This is a genomic window from Mycobacterium sp. OAS707, assembly GCF_014873705.1.
In the GTDB taxonomy this organism is placed as follows: domain Bacteria; phylum Actinomycetota; class Actinomycetes; order Mycobacteriales; family Mycobacteriaceae; genus Mycobacterium.
Genome location: NZ_JADBDS010000005.1, coordinates 34,972 through 61,025, shown reverse-complemented (window position 1 = coordinate 61,025; position 26,054 = coordinate 34,972). Strand labels below are relative to the sequence as shown.

Below are 26,054 nucleotides of genomic sequence, written 5' to 3'. Positions count from 1 at the left end.
GGCTTCGGTCGGGGTCAGGTCAGGTCAGGTTCGATGAGTGCGGGATTGGCGGGCGACCCGCCGCACTCGGCTTGGAGCACGGGCATCACCTCCTCGGCGAACATGTGCATCTGGTCTTCTGCCTCCTTGCCGGTCATACCAGCGGCCTCGAAGACCGGGAAGACGTGATAGTCCTCGAATCCACCCACCTGAAAGTCGGTCATCAGCCCGTCGATGATGCGTTCCTTGCTGCCGTGCAGCGTCACCCCCATCTGCTCGAACAGCGACCCGGTGAGCTGCACACCGTGGGGCAGGTGGATACCGTCGATCAGCGAGGTCGCTACATAGTTCGGGAAGTGGAACAGCCCGTTTCGCTGCTCTGGGGAGACGTCGCCGATGTGGATCCACCTGAGGAAGGCAACGCCGCGCTTAGCGTGTGAGTCCCAGCCGAACTTCACTGGGCCGTGCGAGTTGCGGTCGGGCCAGCCGGCCGCCTCGGCCGCACCGTGGTAGGTCTCAAGCACTTGACGCACCTGATCGGGGCCCGCACCCAGGTGGCAGAGATTGAAGCCGCGCCGCGCGGCTTCGCGCGCGGAGTTCGCGCTCAGCCCCGTCATCCACACCTGCGGATGCGGTTGTTGAAGTGGGTGTGGATACACCGACAGTTCGCGCACGTAGCGCTTGCCGTTGCGTGACTCCACAATGTCGGAGACGTCTTTGGCAACATCCGGCTGTGAGAAGTAGGCGCGGGTGATCTCAGATTCCCACCGATTCCACTTCGGTGGGATCGCGTAGAAGTCACCGTGGTAGGAGAACGAGTCCTCGGTCCAGGCTTTCATGATGATTTCTAGTGCCTCGTCGAAATAGGCCTGAGCGCGGTCCGGATCAAGGTCAGAGGAGCCGTATACCTGCCCGAAAACCTCGGTCTCGCGCGGCCCGCCGCCTTTTCCGACGCCGAACTCCAGCCGTCCCCCGCTTAACACGTCGAGCATCGCGGCTTGCTCGGCGAGGGCGATCGGGTGGTGTCGAGCGAGGATGTTTGCCATCTGACCGATTCGGATCCGTTTGGTGCGCATAGCGATAGCGGCACCCACGACGATGGGGGCAGGAGAGAACTCGGCGCCCTCTGGCTGAAAATGGTGCTCCGTCATGAAGTAGTAGTGGAAGCCGAGTTCCTCTGCGAGGACCGCCTGCTCCACTTGCTGCATGACCGTCCGCTGGGCGGCGCGGTGACCAGCAGCCAAGTCGCCCACCGCATACGTCACGTCACCCGCCTCATCGGCTCTGGCAATCGGCAGGTCGGTCCCGCCGTTGTGTATGCATGAGAACTCGATCATTGGGGTCCTTTCCGAAGGTGACTTCCGAGCCGGAAGGCTGGATGCGATCTATGGATGTGCGCTCCGCGGACCGGTGCCGACGCGGGCCGCCGGGTTATGGGGTGCCTGTCATGGCCGGGCCGGCGGCCTGGCGGATGGCCATAACGACGGTCTTGGGTTCGGTGAAGAATTCGCGGGAGAAGTTGCCGCCTTCACGGCCCCATCCGGAGTCGCCCATGCCGCCGAAAGGTGCGCGTAGATCGCGGACGAAGAAGCAGTTCGTCCAGACCGTGCCCGCCCGCAGGGCCGCCGAGACGCGGTGCGCGCGCGAGAGGTTGTCGGTGAACACCATCGCATTGAGGCCGTAGGGGGAGTCGTTGGCCAGTCGGACCGCTTCGGCCTCGGAGTCGAACGCCGTGACCGTCACGACGGGGCCGAAGATCTCCTCCCGCTGCAGTCGACTGTCGGCGGGGACGTCGGTGACCACAGTGGGCCGTACTGTCCAGCCGGCACCTCGCCCACCGGTGACCACCGTCCCGCCAGGGTCGTCGAGGTAGCCGCAGACCTTGCGCCAGTGCTCCTCCGATGCGAGCGGCCCCACCTGGGTTGCAGAATCGCGCGGGTCGCCGAGTACCAGGGCCTCAGCCGCGGCCACGAATCGCGCAGTGAAATCGTCGATTACGCTGCGCTCGACGTAGAGCCGCGAACCAGCCAGGCAGACCTGCCCCGCATTGGTGAAGATCGCGCGAACCGACCACTCCACCGCCGTGTCCAGGTCGGCGTCGGCAAAGACGAGGTTGGCACCCTTGCCACCCATTTCGAGGCTGACCGGGGTGAGGTTTCGCGCAGCAGCGGCGGTGATAGCCCGCCCGGTGCCGGACTCGCCGGTGAACGTGATCCGATCGACGCGCGGGTCGGTGGTCAAAGCCTCGCCGGCCGAACCGGGCCCGTATCCGTGCACCACGTTGAATACCCCTGCCGGGATCCCGGCCTCCAGGGCGAGGCGTGCCAGGATCGTCCCGCTGATGGGGGTGTCCTCGGCGGGCTTGAGCACGACGGTATTGCCCCAGGCGAGTGCCGGTGCGACCTTCCAGGACTCCAGCATCATGGGGAAGTTCCAGGGCGCGATCGCCGCGACCACTCCTGCGGGCTCGAAGCGCGCGTAGGCGTGGTGTCCGGTGTCGCTCGGATAGGCATCCGACGCGGCGAGCCGGGCGTGGTCGGCGAAGAACCGGAAGTTCTGTGCGGTGCGCGGCACGTCCTTGCCCCTGGCATCGGCGACCGGCTTTCCCATGTCGTGAGAGTCTGCGAGGGCGAGTTCCTCACCGTGCTCGTCGATCAGATCGGCGAGCCGATGCAGCAGTGCGCCACGCTCAGCGTGGCCCATTCGCGGCCAGGGGCCTTCGTCGAACGCGCGGCGGGCCGCCGTTACGGCAAGGTCCGCATCGCCGGTACCGCCCAGGGCGACCTCGGCCCAGGGCTGTTGAGTCCATGGGTCCACGGAGGCGAACCGGCCGCCGTCCACAGATTCGCGCTCTTCGCCGTCGATGACGTGTCCAGCCGTGATCATGAGCGCGTCTCCGCCAGCTCTACGGCGACGTCGATGATCATGTCTTCCTGGCCGCCTACCAGACCCAGATCACCACAGCGCCTGAGGATTTCGTGGGCAGGCACCTTGTAGCGTTCTGCCACAGTCTCGGCGTGCAGCAGGAAGGATGAGTAGACGCCGACCCAGCCCTGCACGATGGCGTTGCGGTCCATACTCGGCCAGCGGTTCAGGTACGGCCTCACGACGTCCTCAGCTGCGTGCAGGAGACCCATGACATCCAGTCCGGTGTCCACCCCGAGACGGTCGAACACCGCAGCCAACACCTCGGTCGGCGAGTTGCCCGCGCCGGCGCCGAGCGCGCACAGGGATCCGTCGATGTAGCGGACTCCAACCTCATGAGCGATCACCGAGTTGGCGACACCGAAGCTGAGGTTCTGATGCCCGTGGTAGCCGACCCACGCCTCGTCGCCGACTTCGGCCAGCAGTGCTTCGAAGCGGGCTTTCGCCTCGTGCATCAGAAGTGCGCCTGCCGAGTCCGTGACGTAAGGGACCTGGCAGCCCGCGTCGACCATGATCCGTGCCTGCTTGGCGAGATCTTCTGGCGACGACCGGTGCGCCATCATCAGAAATCCCGCAGTCTCCATGCCCAGGTCCCGCGCCGCTGCGAAGTGCTGAGGCGAGACATCTGCCTCGGTGCAGTGCGTCGCGATGCGCACCATGTCGGCACCGGCGTCGCGGGCGCGCTTGAGGTGCTTCACGGTTCCGATTCCCGGTACCAGCAGCACGGCGATCTTGGCCTGGGTGGCCTCCTCGCGGGCAGCAGCGATCAAGTTGAGTTCATCGGTGTGAGAGAACCCGTAGTTGAACGAGGACCCACCCAGCCCGTCCCCATGCGCCACCTCGATGACCTCGACCCCCGCGGCGTCGAGCGCTCGTACGGTGTCGCGAATCTCGGTCTCGGCGAACTGATGGGCCACGGCGTGACTGCCGTCGCGCAAGGTCGTGTCCACGATGCGCACGTCACGGCTCAGGTCCGGCCTCATGCGGCCTTCTCCAACTTCACCCTCGCCATCAACTCGCCCACACGGGCGGCCGCGGCGGTCATGATGTCCAGATTGCCGGCGTAGGGCGGCAGGTAGTCGCCGTTGCCCTTCACCTCGAGCAGCAGCGCCACGCGAGCGTGCCCTCCCCAGGACTGGCGCGGCTCGTCGAACTGGGGTTCGGCTCGCAGCGTGTACCCCGGCACGTACTGCTGAACGTCGGCCACCATTTCGTGAACCGAGGCCGCAATCGCCGCTCTGTCCGCTTCGGCGGCGATCATGCAGAACACGGTGTCCCGCATGATCATTGGCGGCTCCACCGGGTTGAGGATGATGATCGCTTTACCCCGCTCCGCGCCGCCGACATCGGCGACTGCTTGCCCGGTGATCTCGGTGAACTCGTCGATATTTGCTCGGGTGCCAGGACCCGCGCTTCGCGACGCCACCGAGGCGACGATCTCGGCGTACGGCACAGGAGTAACACGGGAGACGGCGCGGACCATCGGGATGGTGGCCTGCCCGCCGCAGGTGATCATTGAGACGTTCGGTGCAGCGATGTGGTCGGATAGGTTGACCGGCGGGCACACCATGGGTCCTAGGTGTGCGGGGGTGAGATCCACCGCCTGAATGCTCGCCTCGGCGTAGCGAGGGGCGTTGTCCTGGTGTGCCTTTGCCGACGTCGCCTCGAACACGATCTCGGGCAGCGGGTCCTGCCGCAGCAACCAGTCGACCCCTTCCGCACTCGCGTCGATACCCTGCGCCCGCGCTCGCGCCAAGCCCTCCGACTCCACGACTCCGACGACGTACCGCACCTCCAGTGAGTCGCTTCGCTGCAGCTTGGCCAGCAGATCCGTCCCGATGTTGCCCGGCCCGACGATGGCCGCCGGTACCTTGCCTGTCTTCATGGCACGAGTGTCGCTGCCAGGTGCGGACGCTCCTAGCGCGCCGTATCTGTCAGCGAAACGCGATAAGCAACCAGCCACTTTTCGCCGTACGACCCCGCGTTCGGCGTAGTCAGCGCGGCTGCTGCCGGATTCTCGAACGAAGCAATAACCTGACCTCATGACGAGGGCGGTAGCGAGTTCGAAGGCGGACGACAAGCGCCGGCGATTGGTAGAGGCGGGGCTTGAGCTGATGGAAGACCTGCCCTACGCCGACATCACCGTCGCCCTGGTCGCCGAGAAGGCAGGAATGGCTCGAAGCCTTGTCTTCTACTACTTCGAGGACAAGGAGGCGCTCTTCCGCAGCGTCGTCCACGACTTCCTCGACCGGGTCCGCCGGCTCTTCGAGGTGAACGATCTCTCCGATGTGGCGGATCCGAAGGTGTGGCTGCGCCGCGAGGTGGACATCTTCCTCGACTTCATGACTGATCACCCCCAGGCCATGGCGACCATCATGAGTCAGGGGTGGGAAATTGTGCCGGACGACACAGGGTCCACGATGATGGACTTCACTGCGGGCCGCGTGCAGCAAGCTTTCGGCCTTCCTCCGCAGGACGAGCTCATGGATGCCGCCTTGCACAGCTGGGCCTATCACTGCGTGGACCTCGCGATCCGAACGCAGAAGTCGTCCCTGCAGTCGGAGCGAGCAGTCATCGCCGCCCTACTCGTCGATCAACTGGAAGCGGTGTTGCGCACCCTCGACACCGCTGAGCGAGCGGTTTGAACCGCTAAGTTTGACCGCGAGTCAAAAAGTTCTTGACTCGCGGTCAAATTCTGTGTCATCGTCCTCTAGAGACAGGCCGCTAGCGTCGGCGGGCTCGTGGACGAGGAGGTCCCAGTGAAGTTCGGCGTCTTCTACAACCCGATGGTGCCCAAGGCGCCCGGCCGGGACGACTGGGAGCCCGGACAGGAGCGCAAGGTCCTGACCGACATGCTCGAACAGATCCGGTTCGCGGATAGCCTCGGGTTCGACTACGCATTCCTCGGCGAACACCACTTCATGCCGGAGTACGCCCACAACTCGGCCACCGAGGTGATACTCGGCGCGCTCGCCGAGTCGACCAGCCGGATCCGGATCGCCACCGGGATCGTGCACGCCTCGCACAACGACCCCATCCGCACCGCAGAGCGCATCGCCACGCTGGACCAACTCTCGGGCGGCCGTGTCGAATTCGGGTTCGGCCCAGGCACGACTTCTGAAATCGGACACTGGCTCAAAGGCGACATCTCCCGCAAGCAGGAGCGATCCGACGCCTCCGCACAGATCTCGATCGACGTGCTCTGTTCGACCGGCGTGTGGCCGGGTGTAGACAACGAGTTCTTCCGATTCCCGGCGGGAAACGTTGTACCGAAATCTTTCCAGTCACCCCATCCACCCCTGTGGACGTCGACCGCGGTGCCGAATATGGCACCAGGGGTCGCGGCACGCGGACTAGGACAGCTCATGCTGACCCTGGCGGGGCCCGAGGCCGTCGCCAAGGAGGTCCAGTTGTATTGGGACACATTGCGATCGGGCGCCGTGACGCCGATGGGCAGGGGAATCAACCCCGCCATCTTCACTTTCACCCTGGGACTGCTGGCGCCGACCGACGCACTGGCCGTCGAGCGCGCCCGCGAAGGCCTCGAGTACTACGGCTTCGGACTCACCGGCGGCGCCATGGCCCGCATCGGCGACCCCTCTCACCACCTCTGGAATTCATTCCAGGATTTCAAAGCGGGTCGCGGCGATATCCGTCCAGACTCCGGCTTGCCGTCCTATTTGATTGAACTGGGCAACAACTTCGCCGACCTCCCCGGAACGATGATGTGCGGACCGGAACGCGCTCGCGAGTTCGCCCGGCAGATCGAGGCGACGCACGCCGACGGTCTACTCCTCAGCCAACAGTTCGGGTGGACGCAGCACGAGCACCAGATGGAATCACTGGAGATCTGGGCGACCGAAGTAATTCCCGAGTTCCGCGAGCGCGAGGCGGAACATCAGGCATGGCGTAAGCAGCAACTGGACGGGATCGACCTCCCGATCGTGAGTTCACTGTGACCGGGCCTGCACCCGATCCGAACACCGTGCTCGGGCGCGCTGTCGGATTGCTGGACGCATTCGAGGCCGGCGACGGTGCACTGACCCTCGCGGAGATCCACGCCCGAACCCGCATGCCGAAACCAACCGCCTACCGGCTGCTGAATCAACTTGCGGGATGGGGACTCGTCGAACGTCATCACGACGGCTATCGACTCGGGATGCGGTTATTCGAACTGGGGCAACTCGTCCCCCAGCACCACCGCATCGGGCCGACAGTGGGCCCGGTCCTGCGTCGACTCCAGAAGAGCACCGGGCTGACGGTGCACCTCGCCGTCCTCGACGCGACCGACATCGTCTACCTCGAGAAACTCGCCGCACCCGGTGAACCGCCGATTGCGTCACGTGTGGGCGGTCGGCTACCCGCCCATTGCACGGCGGTCGGTAAGGCGGTCCTCGCGCACACGCCATCAGACTCCGTCCGCGCGGTACTGACGCGGGGACTGCACAGGAGATCACCCAGAACCGTTGTCGTTCCCGGGCTGTTCCTCGGTCAGCTCGAGGCCGTGCGGCGGTCCGGGTTCGCCCGAGACGACGAGGAGTGCGCAGTCGGGATCAGCTGCGTCGCCGCCCCAGTCTTCGACCGAAACCGACGGCCCATAGCTGCGCTCTCCGTCACGGCCAGGACCCATGACATCTGGCACGGACGAGCGGTCCACGCAGTCCAATCGGCCGCAGCCGAAGCCACTCGTCAACTGACGTGACCGCAGGGAGGAAGACATTGACAGAACGTTTCGCCAATAAGGTCGCCCTCGTCTCCGGCGCCGCACGCGGTCAGGGCCGAAACCAGGCTGTCCGGCTGGCGGCGGAGGGCGCGGACATCATCGCGTTCGACGTGGCCGGACCGGTGCCGGCACAAGGAACCCCCGCGGCAAGCCCGGAGGATCTCGCCGAGACCGTTCGGCTAGTCGAGAAGTTCGACCGGCGAATAGTCGCCACCGTGGCGGACGTCCGAGATGCCGACGCGGTAGCCGACCTCGTCGACCGCGGCGCCCGAGAATTCGGCGGGCTGGACGTGGTCGTGGCGAACGCGGGAATCTCGGGACTTCCGGGACCTGCCGCGCACATCACCCCGGACAACTGGGCCGCGGTCATCGACACCAACCTCACCGGCGCCTTCCACACCATCCGGCCGGCAATTCCACACCTGGTCGACCGCGGCGGGGGCGCGATCGTCATCATGAGTTCGTCCATCGGCCTGAAGTCTGTGCCCAACATGGCGGCCTACGGCGCCGCGAAAGCCGGTCTCACCGGTCTGATGCGGACCCTGGCGCTCGAGCTTGCCGAGTACAGCATTCGCGTCAACACGATCAACCCCACCACGGTGGCGACCCCGATGGTGCTGAACCCGGTCAGCTACAAGCTGTTCCGTCCGGACCTCGACGATCCGACCGAGGCGGATGTCTTGCCGGTTTTCCAAGCATTGAACGCTCTTCCCGTCCCCTACCTCGTGGCCGACGACGTAACCAACGCTGTTCTCTTCCTCGCTTCTGACGAGGGCCGCTACATCACCGGGGTCGCCATGCCAGTCGACGCCGGATATTCCGTGAAGTGACCGAATTGTCCTGTGCCAGAGAGGAAACCCCGTCCTCGGCTGCCGTGTCCGCCGACGGCGATCACTCCTTCGTCGATGGGGCAGCCGAGGCAATGCACCAGTTCCGTTCGGCAATGAGCGAACTCGTGGCAGGCGTGGCGGCGATCACCGTGAGTGAAGACGGTATGGCGCGCGGAATGCTCGCAACGTCCATCAGCTCCTACTCGGATCGACCACCATCGATTCTGGTGTCATTGGCGCACACGTCACGTACCCGCGATCCGTTACTAAGGACCGACACGTTCGGTGTCCACCTGCTCGGACGCGAACAGACCGATGTGGCCGTGGCACTCGCCGGAAGCTCTGACGACAAGTTCACCACCTTGAGCTGGGAGTGGGATCGCGATGTGCCCCAATTGCATTCGGTGCTCGGTTACCTGCGGTGCCGCCGCAGCGCCTCGTTTGAGCATCACGATCACACAATCGTGATCGGCGACGTCGAGTTCGTGGAAATCGGCGCCAGCGCCCCTATGGTCTACTTCCGGCGAACGCTGGACTGGCATCTCGAACAAGCTTCCCCACAACGCCTTCAACGAACCTGAAAGCAGAGTCCACCGTGTACTTGCACGTCGACATGGTCCCCACCCCGGCGGCCGTTGAGCTTCGCGACCGAGAGAACTTCGGCGAACTGTCGATCCGGATCACAGGTGAACGAGATATGGACCGGCTGCGCGCCACCCTCGCCGCATGGGGGCGTCTCAACGACGATCACCACGCGTACATCCAAGTCGATGCCCTACGCACTCTGGCGGGCGAAAGTGCCCGAAATGCGGACTGGCGAACGGCTTTCGACGACATGATCGCCTACGCCAGCTCCCACGGCTGGGTCGACCAAGGCGGCGCAGTTCGCGCGCATATCGACACGGAAGTCTCGTCAGACCAGCAATCGAAGGGGGACGACGATGACCATCGGCGCAAACATCCGTAGCTCGACCGTGCAGGGCGCGGGGCCCGCCACTGTGTGGTTTGGGCCGACCGCCGACGTCACTGAAAGTCGAATCTGCGATGAGAGTCGTCTCAGACGCATCCGCGCCAGCGATCTGCGCGACGCCGCGAGGAAGTCGGCACGATACCGCGAGACCGTGCCGGGACCGCAAGCGGTGCTCATCGATATCGACGTCATCCTGGACGACGACGCTGGTGAGGCCCTGCGCACATACGACGAAATCGATTCTCGGTCACGCGCGAATCTCAGCAGCAAGCTGCACTACGTTGGTACCCCGACGGGTCTGGCCGGCCTGCTCTCCGACATTAATTCCCTCGGCATCGCCGATGGCGTGGTTTTGGTTCCCGTTCAGGTGCGACCAGGCCCCGACGGTGCCGACCAGTTGGCATTGGAACGCCATCATCAGTCGCCCGACATGCGGATGTAGTGAAATACGGCTTCGCCCCTGTTAGCTGCCTTGGCCTTGCGCAGAATCGCATGCACGCCAGATTTCGCCGTCCCTCCTAACAAGATAATTCGCGCGCCGATTTACTTGCTCGTGTCGGCGTGCGCAATCAGCTCGATGACCTCGATCTGTCTGCGCGTGAGAATGTCGTAGTTCGATGAACGCGGTGCAATCACGTGCGTTGCCCGTGGACCCTGGCGTTGACCGTCGGATGGGGCCACTGAGCCATTCCCGGTTTGATGCGTCCCAGCCGGCGGCGCCTCAACCATGAAGCCGGCATCAAATCCCGGCGGTTCAATGACATCCGGATCGTCTCACGCTCGTGTCATTTTTGCGAAGATCTGAAACCGCTGGTAGTCGGATGCCCTTTGTGAGCCTTGCGCTTTCAGGATTCGATCTACTCAGCCGCCACGGTCGTTCGCTCACACTTACAGCATCGCGGGCGCCAACTTCTCCAGTTGCGCCACTGAGGTGTTATCGACCCCGGATCAGTTGCAGCGTCGAATGTAGACCCACTGAGCACTTCGCCTATTGGACGGAACCGGACGCCGCTCTCTGCCTCTCCTGCCGGCGAGCCGGGGGACCATATCTTGACGACGTCGACAGTCGGCTGATCGCTATAGAGGCCTGTATCGTTTGCGGCATCAAGAAGCCTTCGATGAGACCGCGAAGATGGTCGTATTCCTCATGAAACACATACGCGTCAAGCCATGTCGTGCACGACTGTACTAGATGCGGCCTAAGCGGGATGCGCCTCGCAGCAACCAGTTTGAGGAGTTGGCGAATCGCCGCAAACGCGTCGCCGGCGCCGACCGCGACGACGGCGTAATTGCATGCACCGATACTCATGTGTGGTCTAGCAACATCGATGAGCGTCCATGCCAGGTTGGTTTCTTGTTCGTGCCTCACATCAAGGACCGCTTCGCCTCTAGCTCACCGCGTGGGGTGGCGGGTCGCGGGTCCCTCATGTGTAGGCGGCACTCTGACCAATTCCCACGGACATACCATCCGCGAAGTGCCCATGCTTGTCCTCACTTGAACGAGCACGGTTCCCACGTCAGTCACAGTGCCGACGCGAGTACCTTCGCGGACCTGGTCGCCTATCGAGAATCGCATCTTGCTGCCCTCCAAACCTTCCGAAGGCGTGCTACCGAGCGCAGCGCGCTACGTAGATTGTCACGGCCATCGCCGCCCGTAATCGATTCGTGGAACTGCTAATTCACCGCGTGTGTGCCAGCACAGGGTGTCCCTGCCGTCGCGCCAGTAGACCTTGTATCTAATCGCGTCTGTGTCAACGATGATTCCGGTGCCGCGTCGATAGCTCATTCGCGACAGAACGGTGTCGCCGATCACTGGAAGGCGCGGATGGCGTCCGACAATCATGACTGACTGCTATCTGGTCGGTGCCTGATCTCGACAACGAAGCGATGCCCGACGTGATCGACCACGTCCCAGGAATAGGGGCCGCGCATCTGCGTCATGCCCAGAGTGTGGGCGGTACGGCGAGCATCTTCCTCCGACCGGATGTTTGCCAGCCGTTGACCGTCACTGCTGATGAGGATCCACATCGCTATAGCCTTACATCGTCTGGGGGTCCACTCGCCGGCCCGCCCCGAGTGCCGACGAAAGCCCGCCGCCAATAGACGCCGCGAAATCTCGAAACTCATGACCGTGCCGGCTCGAGCTCATCTTTAGCGCTATATTTGTTGTCACCGTTTACATTTCCTTTCAAAGTGGTGTGTATTGCCGATCCGGCCGTCAGGTTGATGCCCGCCGTCGATCGACTGCCGCTGATCCGTTGTCGCACTCCGTCGCGCTGCGTATGCCCTCCGCTATACGACTGTCCCCAGAGTGCTCAAAGCCAGTTTCCGATCGACGCGTCGTCTGATTGCTGGCGTTCGTCGCACGATGACCGACTCACCAATCCGGCAAAGGTGAGCGGCTTGGTCAGTGTCGCAGCCTGCATAGCCACGCCTGCGGCTCAATACCGTGTACACCCACACGCGGCGCAGCCCTATATCGGCACGCGCGCAGATCGTGATCGCACGGCGAACGGCGTCCTCTTTCCGTTTCCCAACCAAGCTTTTCACGCAGGTTTGCTTCTGCCGTTCGGGCGGCGCATCGCGCTGGCCAAGGACGGCTCGGCGTCTCGTGGCCGCGGTGGTCATAACTGACGACTCGCACCGCACCGCTGTAACGGCGGGCCAGATAGGAGATGTGGCGCGTCCGCGACCCTCGGGACAGGCAAAGCCCGTGCAGGAAAGTAACGGTGCACCGCGCGGTGGCGTCGCCATGATCGGTGTAAGCCAGCCGTACGCCGTCGCCAGCGGTAATGGAGCTCTGACACACGCGGCGCTGGGCAGCGGTGTCGGGGCCCGCAACGGTCGCCAGTGCTTGCGCGGCGCTCACGTCGCACCCGCGCGGCCGTGATCTTCCAATGATTCCTGTCGAGTTCGGGCTGTTCGCCGAAGAGTGTCCGAACCTCGGGAGCGTATAGCGACCCTGAACCACTGCAAACTTCACTTGGACCTCCTTGTCCAGGGTTCACCGCCGCTACGCGGCCTGTCCTTGACGATGACACAGAATTTGACCGTGAGTCAAGACTTTTTTGACTCATAGTCAAAAAATTTTAGGAACTCGTCAACTAGCTCGCTCGGCGGCGTGGAGGGTGCTGAAGACCGCCTCGAGTTGGTCGACGAGGAGGGCGGCGATGACTGCTCGCTCCGACTGCAGAGACGACTTCTGCGTTCGGATCGCGAGGTCCACACAGTGATAGGCCCAGCTGCGCAAGGCGGCATCCAGCAGCTCATCTTGGGTAGGCAAGCCGAATGCCTGCTGCACGCGGCCCGCGGTGAAGTCCATCATCGTTGAGCCCGCGCTGTCTGGCTCTACCTCCCACCCCTGACTCACAATGGTCGCCATGGCCTGCGGATGAGTTGTCATGAAGTCGAGGAAGATGTCCACCTCACGGCGCAGCCACACCGTCGGATCTGCCACGTCCGACAGATCGTTCACCTCGAACAGCTGGCGCACCCGGTCGAGGAAGTCGCGCACGACGGTACGGAACAACGCCTCCTTATCGGTGAAGTAGTAGAAGACGAGGCTGCGCGCCATCCTCGCCCTCTCGGCGACCATCGCGACGGTGATCTCCGCATAGGGCTGTTCCTCCATCAGCTCAATCCCTGCTTCAATCAGCCGCCGATGCTTGTCGTTGCCCTTTGAAGTCGCTCCTGACCTCGTCATGGGGCTTGTCCGGGCAAAGATCAGCTCCCGTCGCGGGCTGTCAGCCCGAGCGAACGGGCGATCAACAGTCGCTGTATCTCGGAGGTGCCTTCGACCACGGTGAGGATCCGCGCGTCCTGATGGGCGCGTGCGGCAATGCCGCCGCCCACGACGCCCCGTGCGCCGCCCAGCTGTGTCGCGATCGCTGCAGCGTCGTTGGCCGCCTCCGAGGAGACGAGTTTGGCGGTCGCGGCCTCTCGCTCGATCGGCAGGCCGCGATCACGTTTCCACGCCGCGTCGTAAGTCAGCAGGCGAGCCACGGAGGCGAGTGAGACGAGGTCGGCCAGCCGAAAGCCGGTGTTCTGGAAGTCAGTCAGCGGCCGACCAAACACCTCGCGGTGTCCGACGAGTTCGAGTGCGTGGCGAAGACAGCCTCGCGTCACGCCGGTTCCGACCGCCGCGATGGCTATCCGGGCCCAGGTGACGAACGACAACGCGGCGCGCAGCCCCTGTCCTGGTCGACCCAGCGCCGCCAATTCTGGGACTCGGACCTCGTCGAGGTAGACCGGGTGGGTGTCGGCGGACCGCCACCCCAGTTTGTCGTAGTCGCTGCCGACGGTAACGCCTTTCGCGTCGAGGGGGACCAGGAACGTGGAGATCTCGTTACGCCCGTCCGGGTTCTCGCCGGTGACCGCGAAGACGATCACGTACCGGGAGAAGGGCGTTCCAGAGTTGCTGATGAACTCCTTCGATCCTGAGATGATCCAGTCGGAGCCGTCGCGCCAGGCCTGGGTGTGCAGGTTGCGCGTGTCCGATCCACCGGACGACTCGGTCAACCCAAAGGCGATGAACGCGTCACCTCGGGCTGCTTCCGGCATAACCTCGGCTAGAAGGTCCGGCCGATCGGCGGCGAGATGGGCCAGCAGGGCGACGCTCATCGCTTGTACGTGGATCGTCGCCGCGAACGAGACGTCCACGGCGGCTGCCTCCTCGACGGTGACGCACAGCGTCCGCAGGTCAGCATTCGAGCCGCCATATTCGGTGGGCGCCAGAAGCCCGAAGACGCCGAGCTTGCCGGCTTCACGACACAGGTCCGGGTCGAAGGTACGTTCGGCCGCGCGCTGGGCGGCACCGGGCTCGACGACCTCGCGCGCGAATGTCCGCACCACCGCTTGCCAATCACAGTGATCCGAGTCGAGCGCCCAGGGCAGGCTGTGTCCGCCGTCGAGAAAAGACTGCACTTCGTGCTGGTCGATGCCCACGTTTGGTTCTCCCTGGCTAGGCTCGATGCTGCAACCTGGTGTGCGTGAATAGGCGGGCGTTTTCGCAGCCCGCCTGGACTCCGGCAGTGGGATCTGATCACGCTAGAGATCCTGAACCGCTGGCATCACCTGCTCGGCGAAGTTACGCAGGTACTCCGCGGACTCGGCGAAACTCATGCCGGCCTTCGTCGCCACCAGATGGAGCTCGCTGGGTGCGCCCTCGGAGTAGGTGCCGCGCAACTCCGCGATGGCCTGCTCCGGGGTCTGAAACACCCGCTCCCACCCCGGCATCTCTTCCGGCGTCTGGGGGACTGCGTCCATGAACACCTCGCTGTAGGGGTGAATGCCCTGGCGCCGATAGTTGAAGCTGTGGAACAGGCCCTCCCGGTGTTTCGCCCACGCCCGCTCCGGATCGTCGGTGACGAAGCACGTTCCGAAGGTGTTGATCCGCGCGTAGTTCGGGTCGCGCCCGTTGCGAACGCAACACTCGCGCCAACTCGACAACCAGTTCTGCCACACCTCGCTGCCAGGGGTGAGGTTCAGGATCATTCCGCCAACCGCACCCACGTCGAGTCCACGACTGGCCACCCGATCCATGGCCTTCTCGGAAAACGCCGCGACTACCCATAGCGGCAGCGGAGTTTGCAGCGGCTTAGGGTTCAGCCAGACGCCCTCGAGATCCCACCGCTTACCGTGGAAATCGAACGGCTCCGGATCGCGCCAGCACCGCTGCATGATGTCGATACCCTCCTCAAGGAGGCTGGGTCGTAACCGGGGGTTCACCCCGAACATGGCGAATTCCATGTCGAACGTCTGACCGCCCTGACCGAGGCCGACGTCCAGCCGTCCGCCCGACAAGATGTCGATCACCGCGAGTTGCTCGGCCAGCATCACCGGGTGGTAGAAGGGCATCTGGATGATGTTGGTCCCGATTCGGATGCTGTTCGTGTGGTGGACCGCGGCGGTCAGCGTCACCGGCAGGCCGGGGTTGAAGCCGTCCGGATCCCCGTGGTGTTCGGCCAGGCTGATGGAGTGATAGCCGAGCCCTTCGACCTCTTGCATGTGTTCGAAGGCCGCGCCGTAGAACTCCGGCCACGGTTGATACCAATCCTCGCGCGGCGGATTCCGCAAGTCGTAGATGACTCCGAACTTCAAGAGGACCTCCTCGTCCCGGATTTCGCCGCCTTGGCGACCTCGTCCGATCGAGCATTGCCCAGAATTAGACCACGAGTCAAGAAATTTCTTGACTCGTGGTCAAACTTGGGGTTTTCATTGTCTTGGGACGTCAGATGGGGCGCGGCGTCCGGAACCGAACACGACATGAGGAGGCGCATCGGTGAATGGTCATGCTCGGCAGGAGTGCACCTACGCCGACGTGATCGCGGAGGCGCTTCAACGCCACGGCGACCGGGTCGCCTTCGTTGCCGGCGAGCGACAGATGACCTACTCGCATGCCGCGGACGTGACCGGGCGACTGATCCGAGCGCTGGCCGACCACGGTGTCGGCAGGGGAGGCGGGGTCGTAGCACTCGGTCCTAACTCACCCGAGATTTGGCTCCTGCAGGCGGCGTGCTATCTGATGGGAGCCCGGTTCACCGGGTTGCACGCCCTAGGTTCGCGCGACGATCACGTGCACGTCATCGAGGATTCCGAGGCGACGGTCCTGGTGGTGAGTCCTTCCCACGCCGAGACTGGCGCAGAGCTCATCAGCCGCTGCAGCGCCGCGGAGCACCTGTTCACCCTCGGGCCTGCGTCTGTCGGCCGAGATCTCACCAGCCTGATCGAACGGCTTGAACCCGCGCCCCTGACTGGACACGGTGTCGAAGCCGAGGACATCGCATGGCTGCAATACACCGGCGGCACGACCGGCGTGCCGAAGGGCGTCATGCTGTCGCAGCGGGCAATGGTCCAGCAGGTGCAGTCATGGCTGGCCTCCGCCGGGATGCCCCACTATCCGCGCTATCTGGCGGCCTCACCGATCACCCATGCGGCAGTGTTGCCGCTGCTGCCGACTCTCGTGCGGGGCGGCACCGTGATCCTGCAGGAGTCGTTCTCACCCGCGGCGTACGCCTCGGCGATCGACGAGCACCGCGTGAATTACACGCTCGCCGTCCCGACGATGCTCTACGAACTGCTCCGCCACCTGGAAACGGCGACCTACGACCTGTCGAGCCTGGAGACGCTGGCCTACGGCGCGGCGCCAATGGCACCCGCCCGCGTGGTCGAGGCGCGGAAGCGGTTGGGTCCGGTGTTACTTCAGGGCTATGCGCAGACTGAAAGCGGCGGGGTGATGATGACATTGCGCCAGCACGAGCAGGACGGTGCCGCGCTGGAGCGGCTGAAGGGCTCCTGCGGACGCCCTGCGGTCGGCTTCGTCTGCGCCGTGCTGGACGACGCCGGAGAACCGGTGCCCGATGGAGAAATCGGCGAGATCTGCACGCGCTCAGCGGCGGTCATGTCCGGCTACTGGAAGCAACCTGCGCTCACCGAACAGGCGTTGGCCGGCGGTTGGTTGCACACGGGGGACGTCGGCTACCGCGACGCCGACGGCTTCTACTACGTCGTGGATCGACTCAAAGATCTCGTCATCTCGGGCGGGTTCAATGTCTACCCGAAGGAAGTCGAGGATGTCCTGACCAGCCACCCGGCGGTTGTATCGGCGGCGGTAATCGGTGTGCCGCACCCGAAGTGGGGAGAGCAGGTCACGGCCTACGTCGTGCCACGCGTCAGCGGTGTCGACGTCGACGACCTGATCGCCCTTGTTCGGCGACGCAAGGGGCCACACTACGCGCCCAAGGTGATTCATCTGACCGATGAGCTGCCGAAGACATCGGTCGGAAAGATCGACAAAAAGGCACTGCGTGCGGCGCATTGCGAAACGCGACGTGCGCCAGATTGATTGAGCGCCGCGGCGCCGTTTCAGCGCTGCCCGGAGGCGCGTAGCGCAGCGAGCGATTCTCCGCCGGCGAACCAGTGCTCGGGTTCACACTCGGTGAGTACGACCCTGATCGACTCGCGGCGGGCGCCGATCGCCTGCACGGCGGCGGCGGTGAGGGTCTTGCCCAGCGCGTCGAGTTGTTCGGGTGTGCGGCCCTTGGCCAGGGTCACTTGAATGAGCGGCATGTCGTCGTCCTCTCCATGATTTCCAACCTGATGTACGCGGCCGTTGCGACGGCTATCGGCAACCCAGTTCGACTGAGCCCAAGCGGTCCACCGACGCCACCACCACGTCGCCCGGCGCCACTGGAACAGCCGCGGTGAGCCCGCCGGAGAGCACGACGTCGCCGGCGCGCAAGCCGCCGCCCGCTGCAGCGAGCTGCCGGACCAACCACGCGGTGGCGGCAGCGGGGTGCCCGAGCGACGCCGCGCCCGAGGCGGTCGCGGCGACCTTGCCGTTTTTCTCCAGAACGACCCCGACCAGTCGCAGGTCGATTCCAGTCGGAGGGACTGGCGCACCGACCACGAATCTGGCTGCCGAAGTGTTGTCGGCGACGACGTCGGCCATGGTGAAGTCGTAGCCTGCGTACCGGGAATCGAGCACTTCGATGCCGACAGCCACCCCAGCACTCGCTGCGAGCACGTCGACGGCGCTGACGTGCTCACCTGCCAGGTCACGACCCAGAACGAAGACGATCTCGGGCTCGCAACGCGGCTGGATGTGTCGGGAGGTGTCCAGCGGCTCACCCACATCAAGCATCGCCGTAGCCGCGAGGAACCCGTAGACAGGGGAGTCCACACCTACCTGAGCCTGTTTGGCCCGCGAGGTCACGCCGAGCTTCCAGCCGACGATCGGCCCTGTCCCGCAACGCAATTCGTCCTGAACCCGGTAGGCGGTCGCCAGGTCCAGTTCAGGATGGTCGTCGGTGAGGCGTGTAATCGACGTGCGGTCCGCGGCCGCCTTGGTCAGCCGAGCTGCCAACTCACGGACGTTGGTCTGTGTGGTCATTCCGACACCGCCAAGGTGACCGGCCCCAGCCGGTCGAACTCGGCCCGGAAAACGTCGCCGGGGGCCATCGGGACCGCCGCGTGAAGTGCACCGGTCATCACCAGGTGTCCGGCCTCGAGGGCGATTCCGTTCGCCCCCAGCACGTTTGCGAGCCATGCAACCACTGCCACGGGATCGCCAAGCGCCGCGGCGCCCGCCCCGGTATCGATCAACTCACCATTGCGGGTGAGCGACATGCCGATCAGTCTGGCCTCGGTGTCGCGCAACGCGACGATCCTGCTCGACACCGCGGCCGCCCCGTTCGAGGCCAGGTCGGCTACGGTGTCGGCGAGCTGGACTCGCCAATCGGCGATCCGCGAGTCGACGATCTCGATGCCTGCCACCGCGCCGGCGATCGCGGCCCTGGCCTGAGTGAGGGTGACGCCGGGGCCGGCCAGCCGCTCGCCTAGGACAAACACGATCTCACCTTCGACCCTGGGGGCGATGAGCCGGCTGAGCGACACTGTGTCGCCGTCGCGGTACAACGTGGACGCCATGACCGGGCCGTAGTCGGGCGAGCTGACGCCGATCATGCGCTGCATGGGCTCCGACGTCAGGCCAACTTTATAGCCGACGATGGAATCCCCTTCTGCGATAAGGAGATCGACGAGTTCCTTTTGTACGGCGTATCCGTCGCTCATGCCGAGGTCCGGTTCGGCGTCGGTGAACGGCGCTATCGCTGTTCGGGCCTGGCGAGCGTCGTAGAGCGCTTGAGCCTTGGCGCGCGCATCTGTCGGGTCCACAATCGATTCTCCTAGTTGAGGTCGCGGTTATCGTCGCGCAGGATTCTGGCGAAGTCAGGGCACGCGTTTCCCTCAGCGGAACGAGAGGCATCGCCGCAGTCCCGAAGGCACCCCTGCTCGCCGCCGGGCCGATGAATCCTGCCGCACGGATCGCACCGAATATGCAGCGGTGCAATGATGTTCAACACATCATCGGCTACTCGGGCGGTCCAGCGCAGTAACACCGTGCGTATTCTCAACTGGTGCTGCACGTCCAGTCGAAAACGGGAGCAGTCAAAGTGCGGTCGCCGACGAGGACGCGTCTATACACCTCAGCGGCCTGCTCCGGTGCGAAGGTTTCGTCTGATCCATCTGGCACGTGGACTGATCCACGGTGCACCAGATCGAGGAAGGTGGCGATGTCGGCAGCGGAGCGCTCCGTGCGTGCGTTGACGAAGGCGCCTACCAGGGTCAGGCCCTTGAGGAAGACCTCACCGTAGGGGATGGTCAGGTCGACGTTCATGCCCGTGGATAGGACGACGTTGCCCAGGGGCGCAGTCGCGTGGATGGCGGTTGCAAGGCCGTTGGGCGAGCCCGAGAGATCCACTGCGTATTGCGATCCGCCAATAGAGGCCATGATCTCGGCGAACTCGGGGCTTGCCGGGGCCACTGCACACGTGGCGCCGGCGGAAAGCGCTCTACTTCGACGGTTCTCGTCGAGTTCGACTGCAATGATGGGATGGGCGCCATAGCTTGCGGCGATCTGCGTCGCCAACGTCCCGATCGGCCCCTGGCCGACGATGGTGATCGACTCTCCCAGACGAACGCCCGACAGCCACAAGGTATGTGCGGCACTGCGTCCCAGGTTGAAATAGACCGCCTGCCGCAATGAGACGCCATCGGGAATCTCGAACGTCAGGTCCTCTGCGACCAGCGTGTGGGATGCGTGAGCACCAAAGAGCGGAGAGCCCACAACTCGATCTCCGGGTCGAAACCGGGTCACGCCTGCACCCACCGAGTTCACCGTGCCGGCCAAGCTGTAACCGGGCACGAACGGGAACGTTGTACCCAGCACAACGTGGGACTGGTCGCTGCCCAGCCATTCCCTTTCGGTTCCCGGGCTGACCACAGAGTATGCGACGTCGATGAGCACCTGTGCGGGGCCGGGTTCAGGTATTTCAGTGGTCTCAACACTGACGATCCCCGCATCTGTCCAGACGATGGAACGCGAAGCCATCCGATTACCGTGCGGTGTGGACGAGGGCACGGTCTTTCCAGCCGTCGAGCAGCTTGGCCTGGTTGTCGAGTGCCGGTGTGCCGTAGACGAAGTAGGTCTCTGCCGGTAGGGCGGCGCCGCCAATGGCTAGGCCGGTGTCGAAGTCGGCAAGGTCCCACGTGACCGTCTCGTAGTCGGGCTCAAATTGCAGAATGCCGGAATTGCCGAAGAGCTCGATGCGATTCCCGCCGGGTTCGAAGACATAAAGGAAGGCACCTTGGGTGATGCCATGCACGTCGGGTCCGGCCTCGATCTGGATGCCGTACTCGCGGCAGAGCTCGGCGGCATCGGTGTTGTGTTGCGGGACGCCGTACCAGAATGCCAGGTGGTGCAGCCTGCCCTTGGCTCCGGTCTGATCACGCATGATCGCCATTTCGTGGCCGAGCACGTTGACACTCATCCAGGCGCCGATTTCGGTGCCGCCGCTGGCTCCGTCGATGACGCGTTCGCGAGTTTCGAACCCCAGCGTCTGCTCGAACAGTTCCTTCTGGGCCGTCACGTCGGAGGCCATCAGATTGATGTGATCGAGACGTCGAGGAGGCAATCCCTGCAGTGGGCGCTTGGATTTACGGGTAAGTATGCGGCTGCGCAGATCGTCTGGGGCGGTGTACTTCTCGATGTCCCACACCAGCTCCATAGGGTGCCCGTCGGGGCTCTGGAACGCGAATGTGCGACCCACTCCGAGGTCGCCTTTCGTCCAGCCGTGACCGAGTCCAGCAGCGTCGAGGGCAGCCGCGCGCCGTTCAAGGGCCTCAGATGAGGTGGCACGCCATCCGACGACGCCAAGACCGGGCTGGTCGCGTTCGGTGAGCTTGAGGCTGTGGTGGTAGGGATCTTCGTAGCACCGCAGATAGACCGAGCCGCGATCGCGGCCTGTCTCGCGCATGCCGAGAAGCTGGGTGAAGAACCACAAACTGCCATCAAGGTCGGGGGTGTAGAGCTCGGCATGTGCCATATGAGCCAACTCGAAGCGCGGGTTTGCGGTCATCGGAGAGCCTTTCAGTGGTGTTGGTGGGTGGAGATGGTGGGTTCGAGGGGCGGATTGTGCCTGGTGTCCGTGCAGGCGTGTCAGCGGAACAATCCGATGAATTCGGTGCCTTCGGGCAGACCGTCACGAGCGATGTCGCGCGCGATGAGGTCTTGGCTGTCGAAGCCGAGGCTTTCGAGCACAGACGTCGTCTCTGATCCCGGCCGGCCCGCCGGTCGAGTCGCACGCGCGGGTGTGCGGCTGAGGCGCGCGGATGGGCCCGCCATTCGGATCCGGCCCTCACCGGGGTGTTCGCGGTCGATGACCAAGCCTCGAGCCAGTGCCAGCGGATCATCCATCAGGTCGGACTGGTCGACCAGAACATGCGCCCCCACTCCCGCAGCGACGAGCCGATCGACCCACTGTCTAGCGGGAGCCGATCTGAACAGCTTGGCGAGCTGGTCTTCGTCGAGTCCTGCAAGGTCCGGGACGGCGTCCAAACCGTTTGGCGCACATAGGTAGAACCAATCATCGGAGCCGGCGTAGAGCCGGTCCCAAGGACCCCATCCCTTCGCCTGCGGCCCCGCGGGCTCATCCCACACCCGGCCGGGGAAGGCGACCATGAACGGAATCTGCAGAAACGTTGCGCTGTGGGTCAAAGAGGACTGGACATGCTGCGCCTCACCGCCGCGCATCCGGTGATACAGCGCCAGGAGCGCACCGAACGCGGCCAGATTGGCTGACCCATAGTCGTTGAGGGGGTAGGGCGACATGATGGGTTCACCGTCGCCGCCCACTCGGAGCTGGATTCCGGTCGGACCCTGCCCCAGCTGTTCGCGCCCCCGCCAACCTCCGCGATAACCCTCGTGTCCGAAAGCGCTGATCGAAACGTACACGACACCGGGGTTGTATTCGCGAACTGCCGCCTCGCCGATACCCATGCGATCAGCGACGCCGCGCGTGAAGTTTTGCACGATGACATCGACGTCGTTGCTCAGCTTACGGAAGACCTCCATCCCCTCGGAGGTCTTGAGATCCAACATGATTGACCTCTTGCCGCTGTTGGTATACAGGTGCATCGCCAGCTGGCGATCCACGAGGCTGTGGACCTTGACGACTTCAGCGCCGTACTCGGCAAGGATGCGTGCGACCGTCGGACCGGCGAGCACTTGGGCAACGTCCAACACGTGGAAGCCGGCGAGCGCCTGCTTCGGATCGTCGACGGCGACGGATGGCAGCGGTGAGGATTCGTCCTGTGGGGTCCTGAGTTCGGCGAGGATGGCGTCCCGGTCGGCATCTAGGGGCCTTCGGGGGAACGAGACCTGCCACGGCGTCCTCGACATCCTGATCGGGAATCCCGCCTGCGCGGTGGGCCCATACTCGTAATCGTCTAAATCGATCACCGCGCCCGAATCACGGGCGTGGGTGTCGATGGTCAGCCACTCCTCGACAGACTGACACAGCGCGGCCGAGGCGCCGCTCTCCTCATTGATTGCGATCTCCCACTCCCGCGCGGGGCGGCTGGCCAAAAGGCGGGCATAGCGTTCCCTCGCTCGGACCTGCAGGTCGGGATCGGTGAGCATGCGATCGGCGTCACCCATGCCGTCATCGATGTACTCCTGCGGCAAGAACGCGTCAGCGAACCAGCGAAGATGCTTGTCCTGGAATAGGCACAGCTCAAGCCATTTGCCGTCCGCGCAGCGATAGTGACCCAACTGGGGATGTTGGAGCCCGACCTTCGGAGCTGTCGGCGCAGGCCTGGGCCGCTCGGTCTTCATCACGTTGGCCCCGATGAGTTCGAACGTCGCGTCGAAAAGCGGCACCTCGACGCGCTGTCCACGACCGGTCCGCTCTCGCACGATCAGCGCCGCCACGATGGAATGCGCGGCGACGAATGCCCCGTAGGACGACGCCAACGGCAGGGCATCGAAAATCGGCTCGCCGCTTCGGTCGCCGACGTAGTTCATCGGGATGCAGCCCGGGAACAGGTAGAGACCCGCCGCCGCCTCCACCACGCCTTCCCAGCCTGGAAGCCCCGCGCGGGGATCATCGGCAGAAAAGCCGGGCATGGAGCAGTAGATCAATCTCGAGTGCGCGGAGATCATCGCTTCCGGACCCAGGCCGAGTCGATCCATGACGCCAGGGCGAAAGCTTTCAAGCACGATGTCAGCGCGCGCAACGAGCTGCTGTGCGGTGGTCCGATCCGCACTTGATTTCAGGTCTAGGACAATGCTGCGCTTGCCACGTTGCAACATCGCGTTAGCGGGATGAACCCACCGTGGCCCACTGGGCGGGTCGACCCGGATGACGTCGGCGCCAGCGTCGGCGAACCACGCCGCCACCAGCGGTGCGGCAAGCCATTGGCCGAAGTCCACTACGCGCAGACCCTCAAGTGGGCGGCCTAGGTCAGGTCGATTCGGTGGTTGTCGGGTGGCAGAAGACATCGTCGCTGCGACCTCCTTGTCCGCAGGTTCGCCACGCCAGGGGTGGCCTGTTCTGAGGACCATGACACAGAATTTGACCGCGAGTCAAGACAAAGTTGACTGGCGGTCAAATCGTTGCCGCTATGCCTGCGGGTACGCATTGAAGGGCGCGATGAAGGCGTCTACCGCACCCGTTTCGCTGACAGAAACGCCGCACTAGGGGGCCTGCCGTTTGGCGGCGACACTCGTGCGGTGAACAGAGACAGGGTCTCGGTGGCGTTCGTTGCCGGCAAGGTGGGACGCCTACCCGTCGGGAAGCGAAATCGCTACATCGCTGGCCTGAGTGCGGCGTCGCCGGCTCAGGCGGTCCTACTTGCTGTGGACGCGCTGATCCGATTCGGATCCACGGTTCCGCGCGCGGAAACTCCGCCGCAAATGTGACTGACGACGCAGAAAACTGCGCAGGACATACCGAGACCACGAGGGGTGAAACGCCATGCGACGCAGCGTGTGCAGCCAGTTGAGATCTCCCGCTGGCACAGTTGGTGTCGGCGCGATCGCACCGGTTTTCAATCTCGTGACATCGCTGGCTGCCATCGGTGGGGCGCAGTATCAATGGCCCACATCGGCAATTGGTGCGGTTTCGTGATCTCACGGATTGAGGAGTCCGGGCGCGGCCAACAGATGTGGTCGAACGCCGTCGTACTGAAGCCGTTCCGTACGGTCGGGCAGTTCATCGCGTTCGCGTTGGAAACCTTGGTCACTCTGTTCACGACTCGGCTCGCCGTGATCGAGTTGCTGCAGCAGATCTGGTTCGTAGCGCGGGTGTCCATGTTCCCCGCGCTCATGGTGTCGATCCCATTCGTTGTCTTGAATGTCTTCACTTTCAACGTTCTGCTTATCGAGTTCGGTGCGGCTGACTTCTCGGGTACGGGTGCCGCGCTCGGCGCAGTGAATCAGATCGGACCAATAGTCACCGTCCTTGTGGTGGCCGGCGCCGGAGCGACGGCGATGTGCGCTGATCTCGGAGCGCGCACGATCCGTGAGGAACTGGATGCGTTGCGAGTCATGGGAATCGATCCGATCCAAGCGCTTGTCGTTCCCCGCGTACTGGCCGCGACGGTCGTGGCTCTGCTGCTGTCATCGCTCGTCACGGTGGCCGGCCTCATCGGCGGATTCTTCTTCGCCGTCTTTTTCCAACACGTGACCCCGGGCGCCTTCGTGACTGGATTGACGTTCATCACGGGGCTGACGGACGTGGTCGTCTCGATGGTCAAGGCCACCGTCTTTGGTCTGGTCGCCGGGCTCGTTGCTTGTTTTCAGGGGATCAATGTCGACGGTGGCCCAGCTGGCGTCGGTAACGCAGTGAACGAAACTGTCGTGTTCTCCTTCATCGTGCTCTTCATCATCAACGTCGTGATCACGGCGGTCGGATTCGAGGTCGCCAAATGAGCGTGAACGTTCTTGCGGGCCAGCGGTTTCCGCGCGTGGTGCGCGCAGCGCGGACAACCGTGGCGGCGTGGCGGCAGATCGGTGATCAAACCCGGTTCTACGGCACTGCCCTACGAGGTCTCCGAGACGTAGCTATCCACTACAAAGGGGAGTTGCTGCGCCAGGTCGCGGCGATCAGTCTGGGTACCGGATCTCTGGCCGTCATTGGTGGCACGGTCGCTGTGGTTGCCTTCCTGACCATATCGACCGGTGGGTCGTTGGCTAGCCAGGGTTACAACCAGCTATCTCAAGTCGGGACCGAGGCGTTGGCCGGATTCGTCTCTGCGTTCGTGAACACCCGCTTGGTAGCGCCCGTGACAGCGGCGGTCGCTTTCGCAGCCACTATTGGGGCGGGCGCGACCGCCCAGTTGGGCGCAATGCGGATCAATGAGGAGATCGACGCTCTGGAAGTGATGGGCATCCGGTCGGTGGCCTATTTGGTCTCCACGCGCGTCGCCGCCGGCTTGATCGTCGTAGTTCCCTTGTACTGCGTGGCTCTCATCATGGGCTACCTCTCGGGACAAGTCATCACCACCGCGTTCTACGGCCAATCCGGAGGGGTGTATCAGCACTACTTCAACACGTTCCTGATCCCCGCCGATCTGATCCGCTCCTTCATCGTGACCGCCGTCGAGGTCGTGGTCATCATGCTCGTCCACACCTACTACGGATACAACGCATCCGGCGGACCGGCCGGGGTCGGCGAAGCGGTGGGACGTGCCACCCGCGCGTCACTCGTGGCGGCGACCATCGTGATCCTGTTCGTGACACTGGCGATCTTCGGCCAAACCGGCAACTTCAAGTACGCGGGATGAGCGA

At 64.1% G+C, this 26,054-nt stretch carries 24 protein-coding genes; 10 read left to right on the top strand and 14 right to left on the bottom strand.

Features of this window, described 5'->3' with window-relative positions:
• Positions 1-14: 14 nt before the first annotated feature.
• The 4 genes from GGC64_RS28885 to GGC64_RS28870 all read right to left on the bottom strand — a co-directional run bounded on the left by GGC64_RS28885 (position 15) and on the right by GGC64_RS28870 (position 4,789).
• A complete protein-coding gene (locus GGC64_RS28885; RefSeq protein WP_192726029.1) occupies positions 15-1,316 on the bottom strand; it encodes an LLM class flavin-dependent oxidoreductase in 1,302 nt (433 codons plus the stop codon).
• 94 nt (positions 1,317-1,410) lie between these two features.
• Positions 1,411-2,865 carry an aldehyde dehydrogenase gene (locus GGC64_RS28880; protein WP_192726028.1) on the bottom strand — a complete coding sequence of 485 codons (1,455 nt, stop codon included), beginning with the start codon at positions 2,863-2,865 and terminating at the stop codon, positions 1,411-1,413.
• Entirely contained in the window at positions 2,862-3,887 is a 1,026-nt protein-coding gene (gene dmpG, locus GGC64_RS28875; protein ID WP_192726027.1) for a 4-hydroxy-2-oxovalerate aldolase, read from the bottom strand. Before dmpG ends, GGC64_RS28880 begins: the two co-directional genes overlap by 4 nt.
• Positions 3,884-4,789 carry an acetaldehyde dehydrogenase (acetylating) gene (locus GGC64_RS28870; protein ID WP_192726026.1) on the bottom strand — a complete coding sequence of 302 codons (906 nt, stop codon included), beginning with the start codon at positions 4,787-4,789 and terminating at the stop codon, positions 3,884-3,886. Before GGC64_RS28870 ends, dmpG begins: the two co-directional genes overlap by 4 nt.
• Before the next feature lie 157 nt (positions 4,790-4,946).
• Between GGC64_RS28870 and GGC64_RS28865 the strand changes: the two genes are divergently transcribed.
• The 7 genes from GGC64_RS28865 to GGC64_RS28835 all read left to right on the top strand — a co-directional run bounded on the left by GGC64_RS28865 (position 4,947) and on the right by GGC64_RS28835 (position 9,869).
• Positions 4,947-5,549, top strand: coding sequence for a TetR/AcrR family transcriptional regulator (locus GGC64_RS28865; protein WP_192726025.1), 603 nt, complete (start codon positions 4,947-4,949; stop codon positions 5,547-5,549).
• A gap of 114 nt (positions 5,550-5,663) precedes the next feature.
• On the top strand, positions 5,664-6,863 hold the full coding sequence (locus tag GGC64_RS28860) for an LLM class flavin-dependent oxidoreductase (protein ID WP_192726024.1): 1,200 nt from the start codon (positions 5,664-5,666) through the stop codon (positions 6,861-6,863).
• Positions 6,860-7,606 (top strand): IclR family transcriptional regulator, encoded by a 747-nt coding sequence (locus GGC64_RS28855; RefSeq protein WP_192726023.1) that lies wholly within the window; start codon positions 6,860-6,862, stop codon positions 7,604-7,606. Before GGC64_RS28860 ends, GGC64_RS28855 begins: the two co-directional genes overlap by 4 nt.
• Before the next feature lie 17 nt (positions 7,607-7,623).
• Complete coding sequence (locus tag GGC64_RS28850; protein ID WP_192726022.1) at positions 7,624-8,457, top strand: mycofactocin-coupled SDR family oxidoreductase; 834 nt, start codon at positions 7,624-7,626, stop codon at positions 8,455-8,457.
• Complete coding sequence (locus GGC64_RS28845; protein ID WP_192726021.1) at positions 8,454-9,038, top strand: flavin reductase family protein; 585 nt, start codon at positions 8,454-8,456, stop codon at positions 9,036-9,038. Before GGC64_RS28850 ends, GGC64_RS28845 begins: the two co-directional genes overlap by 4 nt.
• 14 nt (positions 9,039-9,052) lie before the next feature.
• A complete protein-coding gene (locus GGC64_RS28840; RefSeq protein ID WP_192726020.1) occupies positions 9,053-9,424 on the top strand; it encodes a hypothetical protein in 372 nt (123 codons plus the stop codon).
• Positions 9,399-9,869 carry a hypothetical protein gene (locus tag GGC64_RS28835; RefSeq protein WP_192726019.1) on the top strand — a complete coding sequence of 157 codons (471 nt, stop codon included), beginning with the start codon at positions 9,399-9,401 and terminating at the stop codon, positions 9,867-9,869. The genes GGC64_RS28840 and GGC64_RS28835 overlap by 26 nt, the downstream gene beginning before the upstream one ends.
• Positions 9,870-10,820: 951 nt before the next feature.
• Here GGC64_RS28835 and GGC64_RS35375 read toward each other — a convergent pair.
• From GGC64_RS35375 to GGC64_RS28820, 4 genes are all read right to left on the bottom strand, one after another.
• Positions 10,821-11,003, bottom strand: a complete 183-nt coding sequence (locus GGC64_RS35375; RefSeq protein ID WP_370582388.1) for a mechanosensitive ion channel domain-containing protein — start codon at positions 11,001-11,003, stop codon at positions 10,821-10,823.
• A 1,524-nt stretch (positions 11,004-12,527) separates the two neighbouring features.
• A complete protein-coding gene (locus GGC64_RS28830; protein WP_225952624.1) occupies positions 12,528-13,130 on the bottom strand; it encodes a TetR/AcrR family transcriptional regulator in 603 nt (200 codons plus the stop codon).
• Between the two features lie 20 nt (positions 13,131-13,150).
• Positions 13,151-14,371, bottom strand: a complete 1,221-nt coding sequence (locus tag GGC64_RS28825) for an acyl-CoA dehydrogenase family protein (protein ID WP_370582387.1) — start codon at positions 14,369-14,371, stop codon at positions 13,151-13,153.
• A 102-nt stretch (positions 14,372-14,473) separates the two neighbouring features.
• Entirely contained in the window at positions 14,474-15,526 is a 1,053-nt protein-coding gene (locus GGC64_RS28820; protein WP_192726017.1) for an LLM class flavin-dependent oxidoreductase, read from the bottom strand.
• A gap of 181 nt (positions 15,527-15,707) precedes the next feature.
• On the opposite strand from GGC64_RS28820, the gene GGC64_RS28815 reads away from it, so the two are divergent.
• Positions 15,708-17,270, top strand: a complete 1,563-nt coding sequence (locus GGC64_RS28815; protein WP_192726016.1) for an AMP-binding protein — start codon at positions 15,708-15,710, stop codon at positions 17,268-17,270.
• Positions 17,271-17,290: 20 nt separating this feature from the next.
• On the opposite strand, the gene GGC64_RS34855 is transcribed toward GGC64_RS28815, so the two are convergent.
• From GGC64_RS34855 to GGC64_RS28785, 6 genes are all read right to left on the bottom strand, one after another.
• Positions 17,291-17,623, bottom strand: a complete 333-nt coding sequence (locus tag GGC64_RS34855) for a 4-oxalocrotonate tautomerase family protein (RefSeq protein ID WP_225952667.1) — start codon at positions 17,621-17,623, stop codon at positions 17,291-17,293.
• Positions 17,547-18,317 (bottom strand): 2-keto-4-pentenoate hydratase, encoded by a 771-nt coding sequence (locus GGC64_RS28805; RefSeq protein ID WP_192726014.1) that lies wholly within the window; start codon positions 18,315-18,317, stop codon positions 17,547-17,549. The genes GGC64_RS34855 and GGC64_RS28805 overlap by 77 nt, the downstream gene beginning before the upstream one ends.
• Positions 18,314-19,099, bottom strand: a complete 786-nt coding sequence (locus GGC64_RS28800) for a fumarylacetoacetate hydrolase family protein (RefSeq protein WP_192726013.1) — start codon at positions 19,097-19,099, stop codon at positions 18,314-18,316. Before GGC64_RS28800 ends, GGC64_RS28805 begins: the two co-directional genes overlap by 4 nt.
• 235 nt (positions 19,100-19,334) lie before the next feature.
• Positions 19,335-20,315: a zinc-binding dehydrogenase gene (locus GGC64_RS28795; protein ID WP_192726012.1), complete on the bottom strand. Its 981-nt coding sequence runs from the start codon at positions 20,313-20,315 to the stop codon at positions 19,335-19,337.
• A gap of 4 nt (positions 20,316-20,319) precedes the next feature.
• Positions 20,320-21,342: a VOC family protein gene (locus GGC64_RS28790; RefSeq protein WP_192726011.1), complete on the bottom strand. Its 1,023-nt coding sequence runs from the start codon at positions 21,340-21,342 to the stop codon at positions 20,320-20,322.
• Between the two features lie 80 nt (positions 21,343-21,422).
• Positions 21,423-23,765: a CoA transferase gene (locus GGC64_RS28785; protein WP_225952665.1), complete on the bottom strand. Its 2,343-nt coding sequence runs from the start codon at positions 23,763-23,765 to the stop codon at positions 21,423-21,425.
• Between the two features lie 663 nt (positions 23,766-24,428).
• Between GGC64_RS28785 and GGC64_RS28780 the strand changes: the two genes are divergently transcribed.
• Together GGC64_RS28780 and GGC64_RS28775 are read left to right on the top strand one after the other, a co-directional pair.
• Positions 24,429-25,196, top strand: coding sequence for an ABC transporter permease (locus tag GGC64_RS28780; RefSeq protein ID WP_192726452.1), 768 nt, complete (start codon positions 24,429-24,431; stop codon positions 25,194-25,196).
• Entirely contained in the window at positions 25,193-26,050 is an 858-nt protein-coding gene (locus GGC64_RS28775; protein ID WP_192726009.1) for an ABC transporter permease, read from the top strand. The genes GGC64_RS28780 and GGC64_RS28775 overlap by 4 nt, the downstream gene beginning before the upstream one ends.
• The last annotated feature ends 4 nt before the right edge of the window (positions 26,051-26,054 follow it).

Bases quoted from the DNA above. Each gene is read 5' to 3' on its own strand.
- GGC64_RS28885 (WP_192726029.1), bottom strand. From the start codon at position 1,316: ATGATCGAGTTCTCATGCATACACAACGGCGGGACCGACCTGCCGATT.
- GGC64_RS28880 (WP_192726028.1), bottom strand. From the start codon at position 2,865: ATGATCACGGCTGGACACGTCATCGACGGCGAAGAGCGCGAATCTGTG.
- dmpG (WP_192726027.1), bottom strand. From the start codon at position 3,887: ATGAGGCCGGACCTGAGCCGTGACGTGCGCATCGTGGACACGACCTTG.
- GGC64_RS28870 (WP_192726026.1), bottom strand. From the start codon at position 4,789: ATGAAGACAGGCAAGGTACCGGCGGCCATCGTCGGGCCGGGCAACATC.
- GGC64_RS28865 (WP_192726025.1), top strand. From the start codon at position 4,947: ATGACGAGGGCGGTAGCGAGTTCGAAGGCGGACGACAAGCGCCGGCGA.
- GGC64_RS28835 (WP_192726019.1), top strand. From the start codon at position 9,399: ATGACCATCGGCGCAAACATCCGTAGCTCGACCGTGCAGGGCGCGGGG.
- GGC64_RS35375 (WP_370582388.1), bottom strand. From the start codon at position 11,003: ATGCGATTCTCGATAGGCGACCAGGTCCGCGAAGGTACTCGCGTCGGC.
- GGC64_RS28830 (WP_225952624.1), bottom strand. From the start codon at position 13,130: ATGACGAGGTCAGGAGCGACTTCAAAGGGCAACGACAAGCATCGGCGG.
- GGC64_RS28805 (WP_192726014.1), bottom strand. From the start codon at position 18,317: ATGACCACACAGACCAACGTCCGTGAGTTGGCAGCTCGGCTGACCAAG.
- GGC64_RS28795 (WP_192726012.1), bottom strand. From the start codon at position 20,315: ATGGCTTCGCGTTCCATCGTCTGGACAGATGCGGGGATCGTCAGTGTT.
- GGC64_RS28790 (WP_192726011.1), bottom strand. From the start codon at position 21,342: ATGACCGCAAACCCGCGCTTCGAGTTGGCTCATATGGCACATGCCGAG.
- GGC64_RS28785 (WP_225952665.1), bottom strand. From the start codon at position 23,765: ATGTCTTCTGCCACCCGACAACCACCGAATCGACCTGACCTAGGCCGC.
- GGC64_RS28780 (WP_192726452.1), top strand. From the start codon at position 24,429: ATGTGGTCGAACGCCGTCGTACTGAAGCCGTTCCGTACGGTCGGGCAG.
- GGC64_RS28775 (WP_192726009.1), top strand. From the start codon at position 25,193: ATGAGCGTGAACGTTCTTGCGGGCCAGCGGTTTCCGCGCGTGGTGCGC.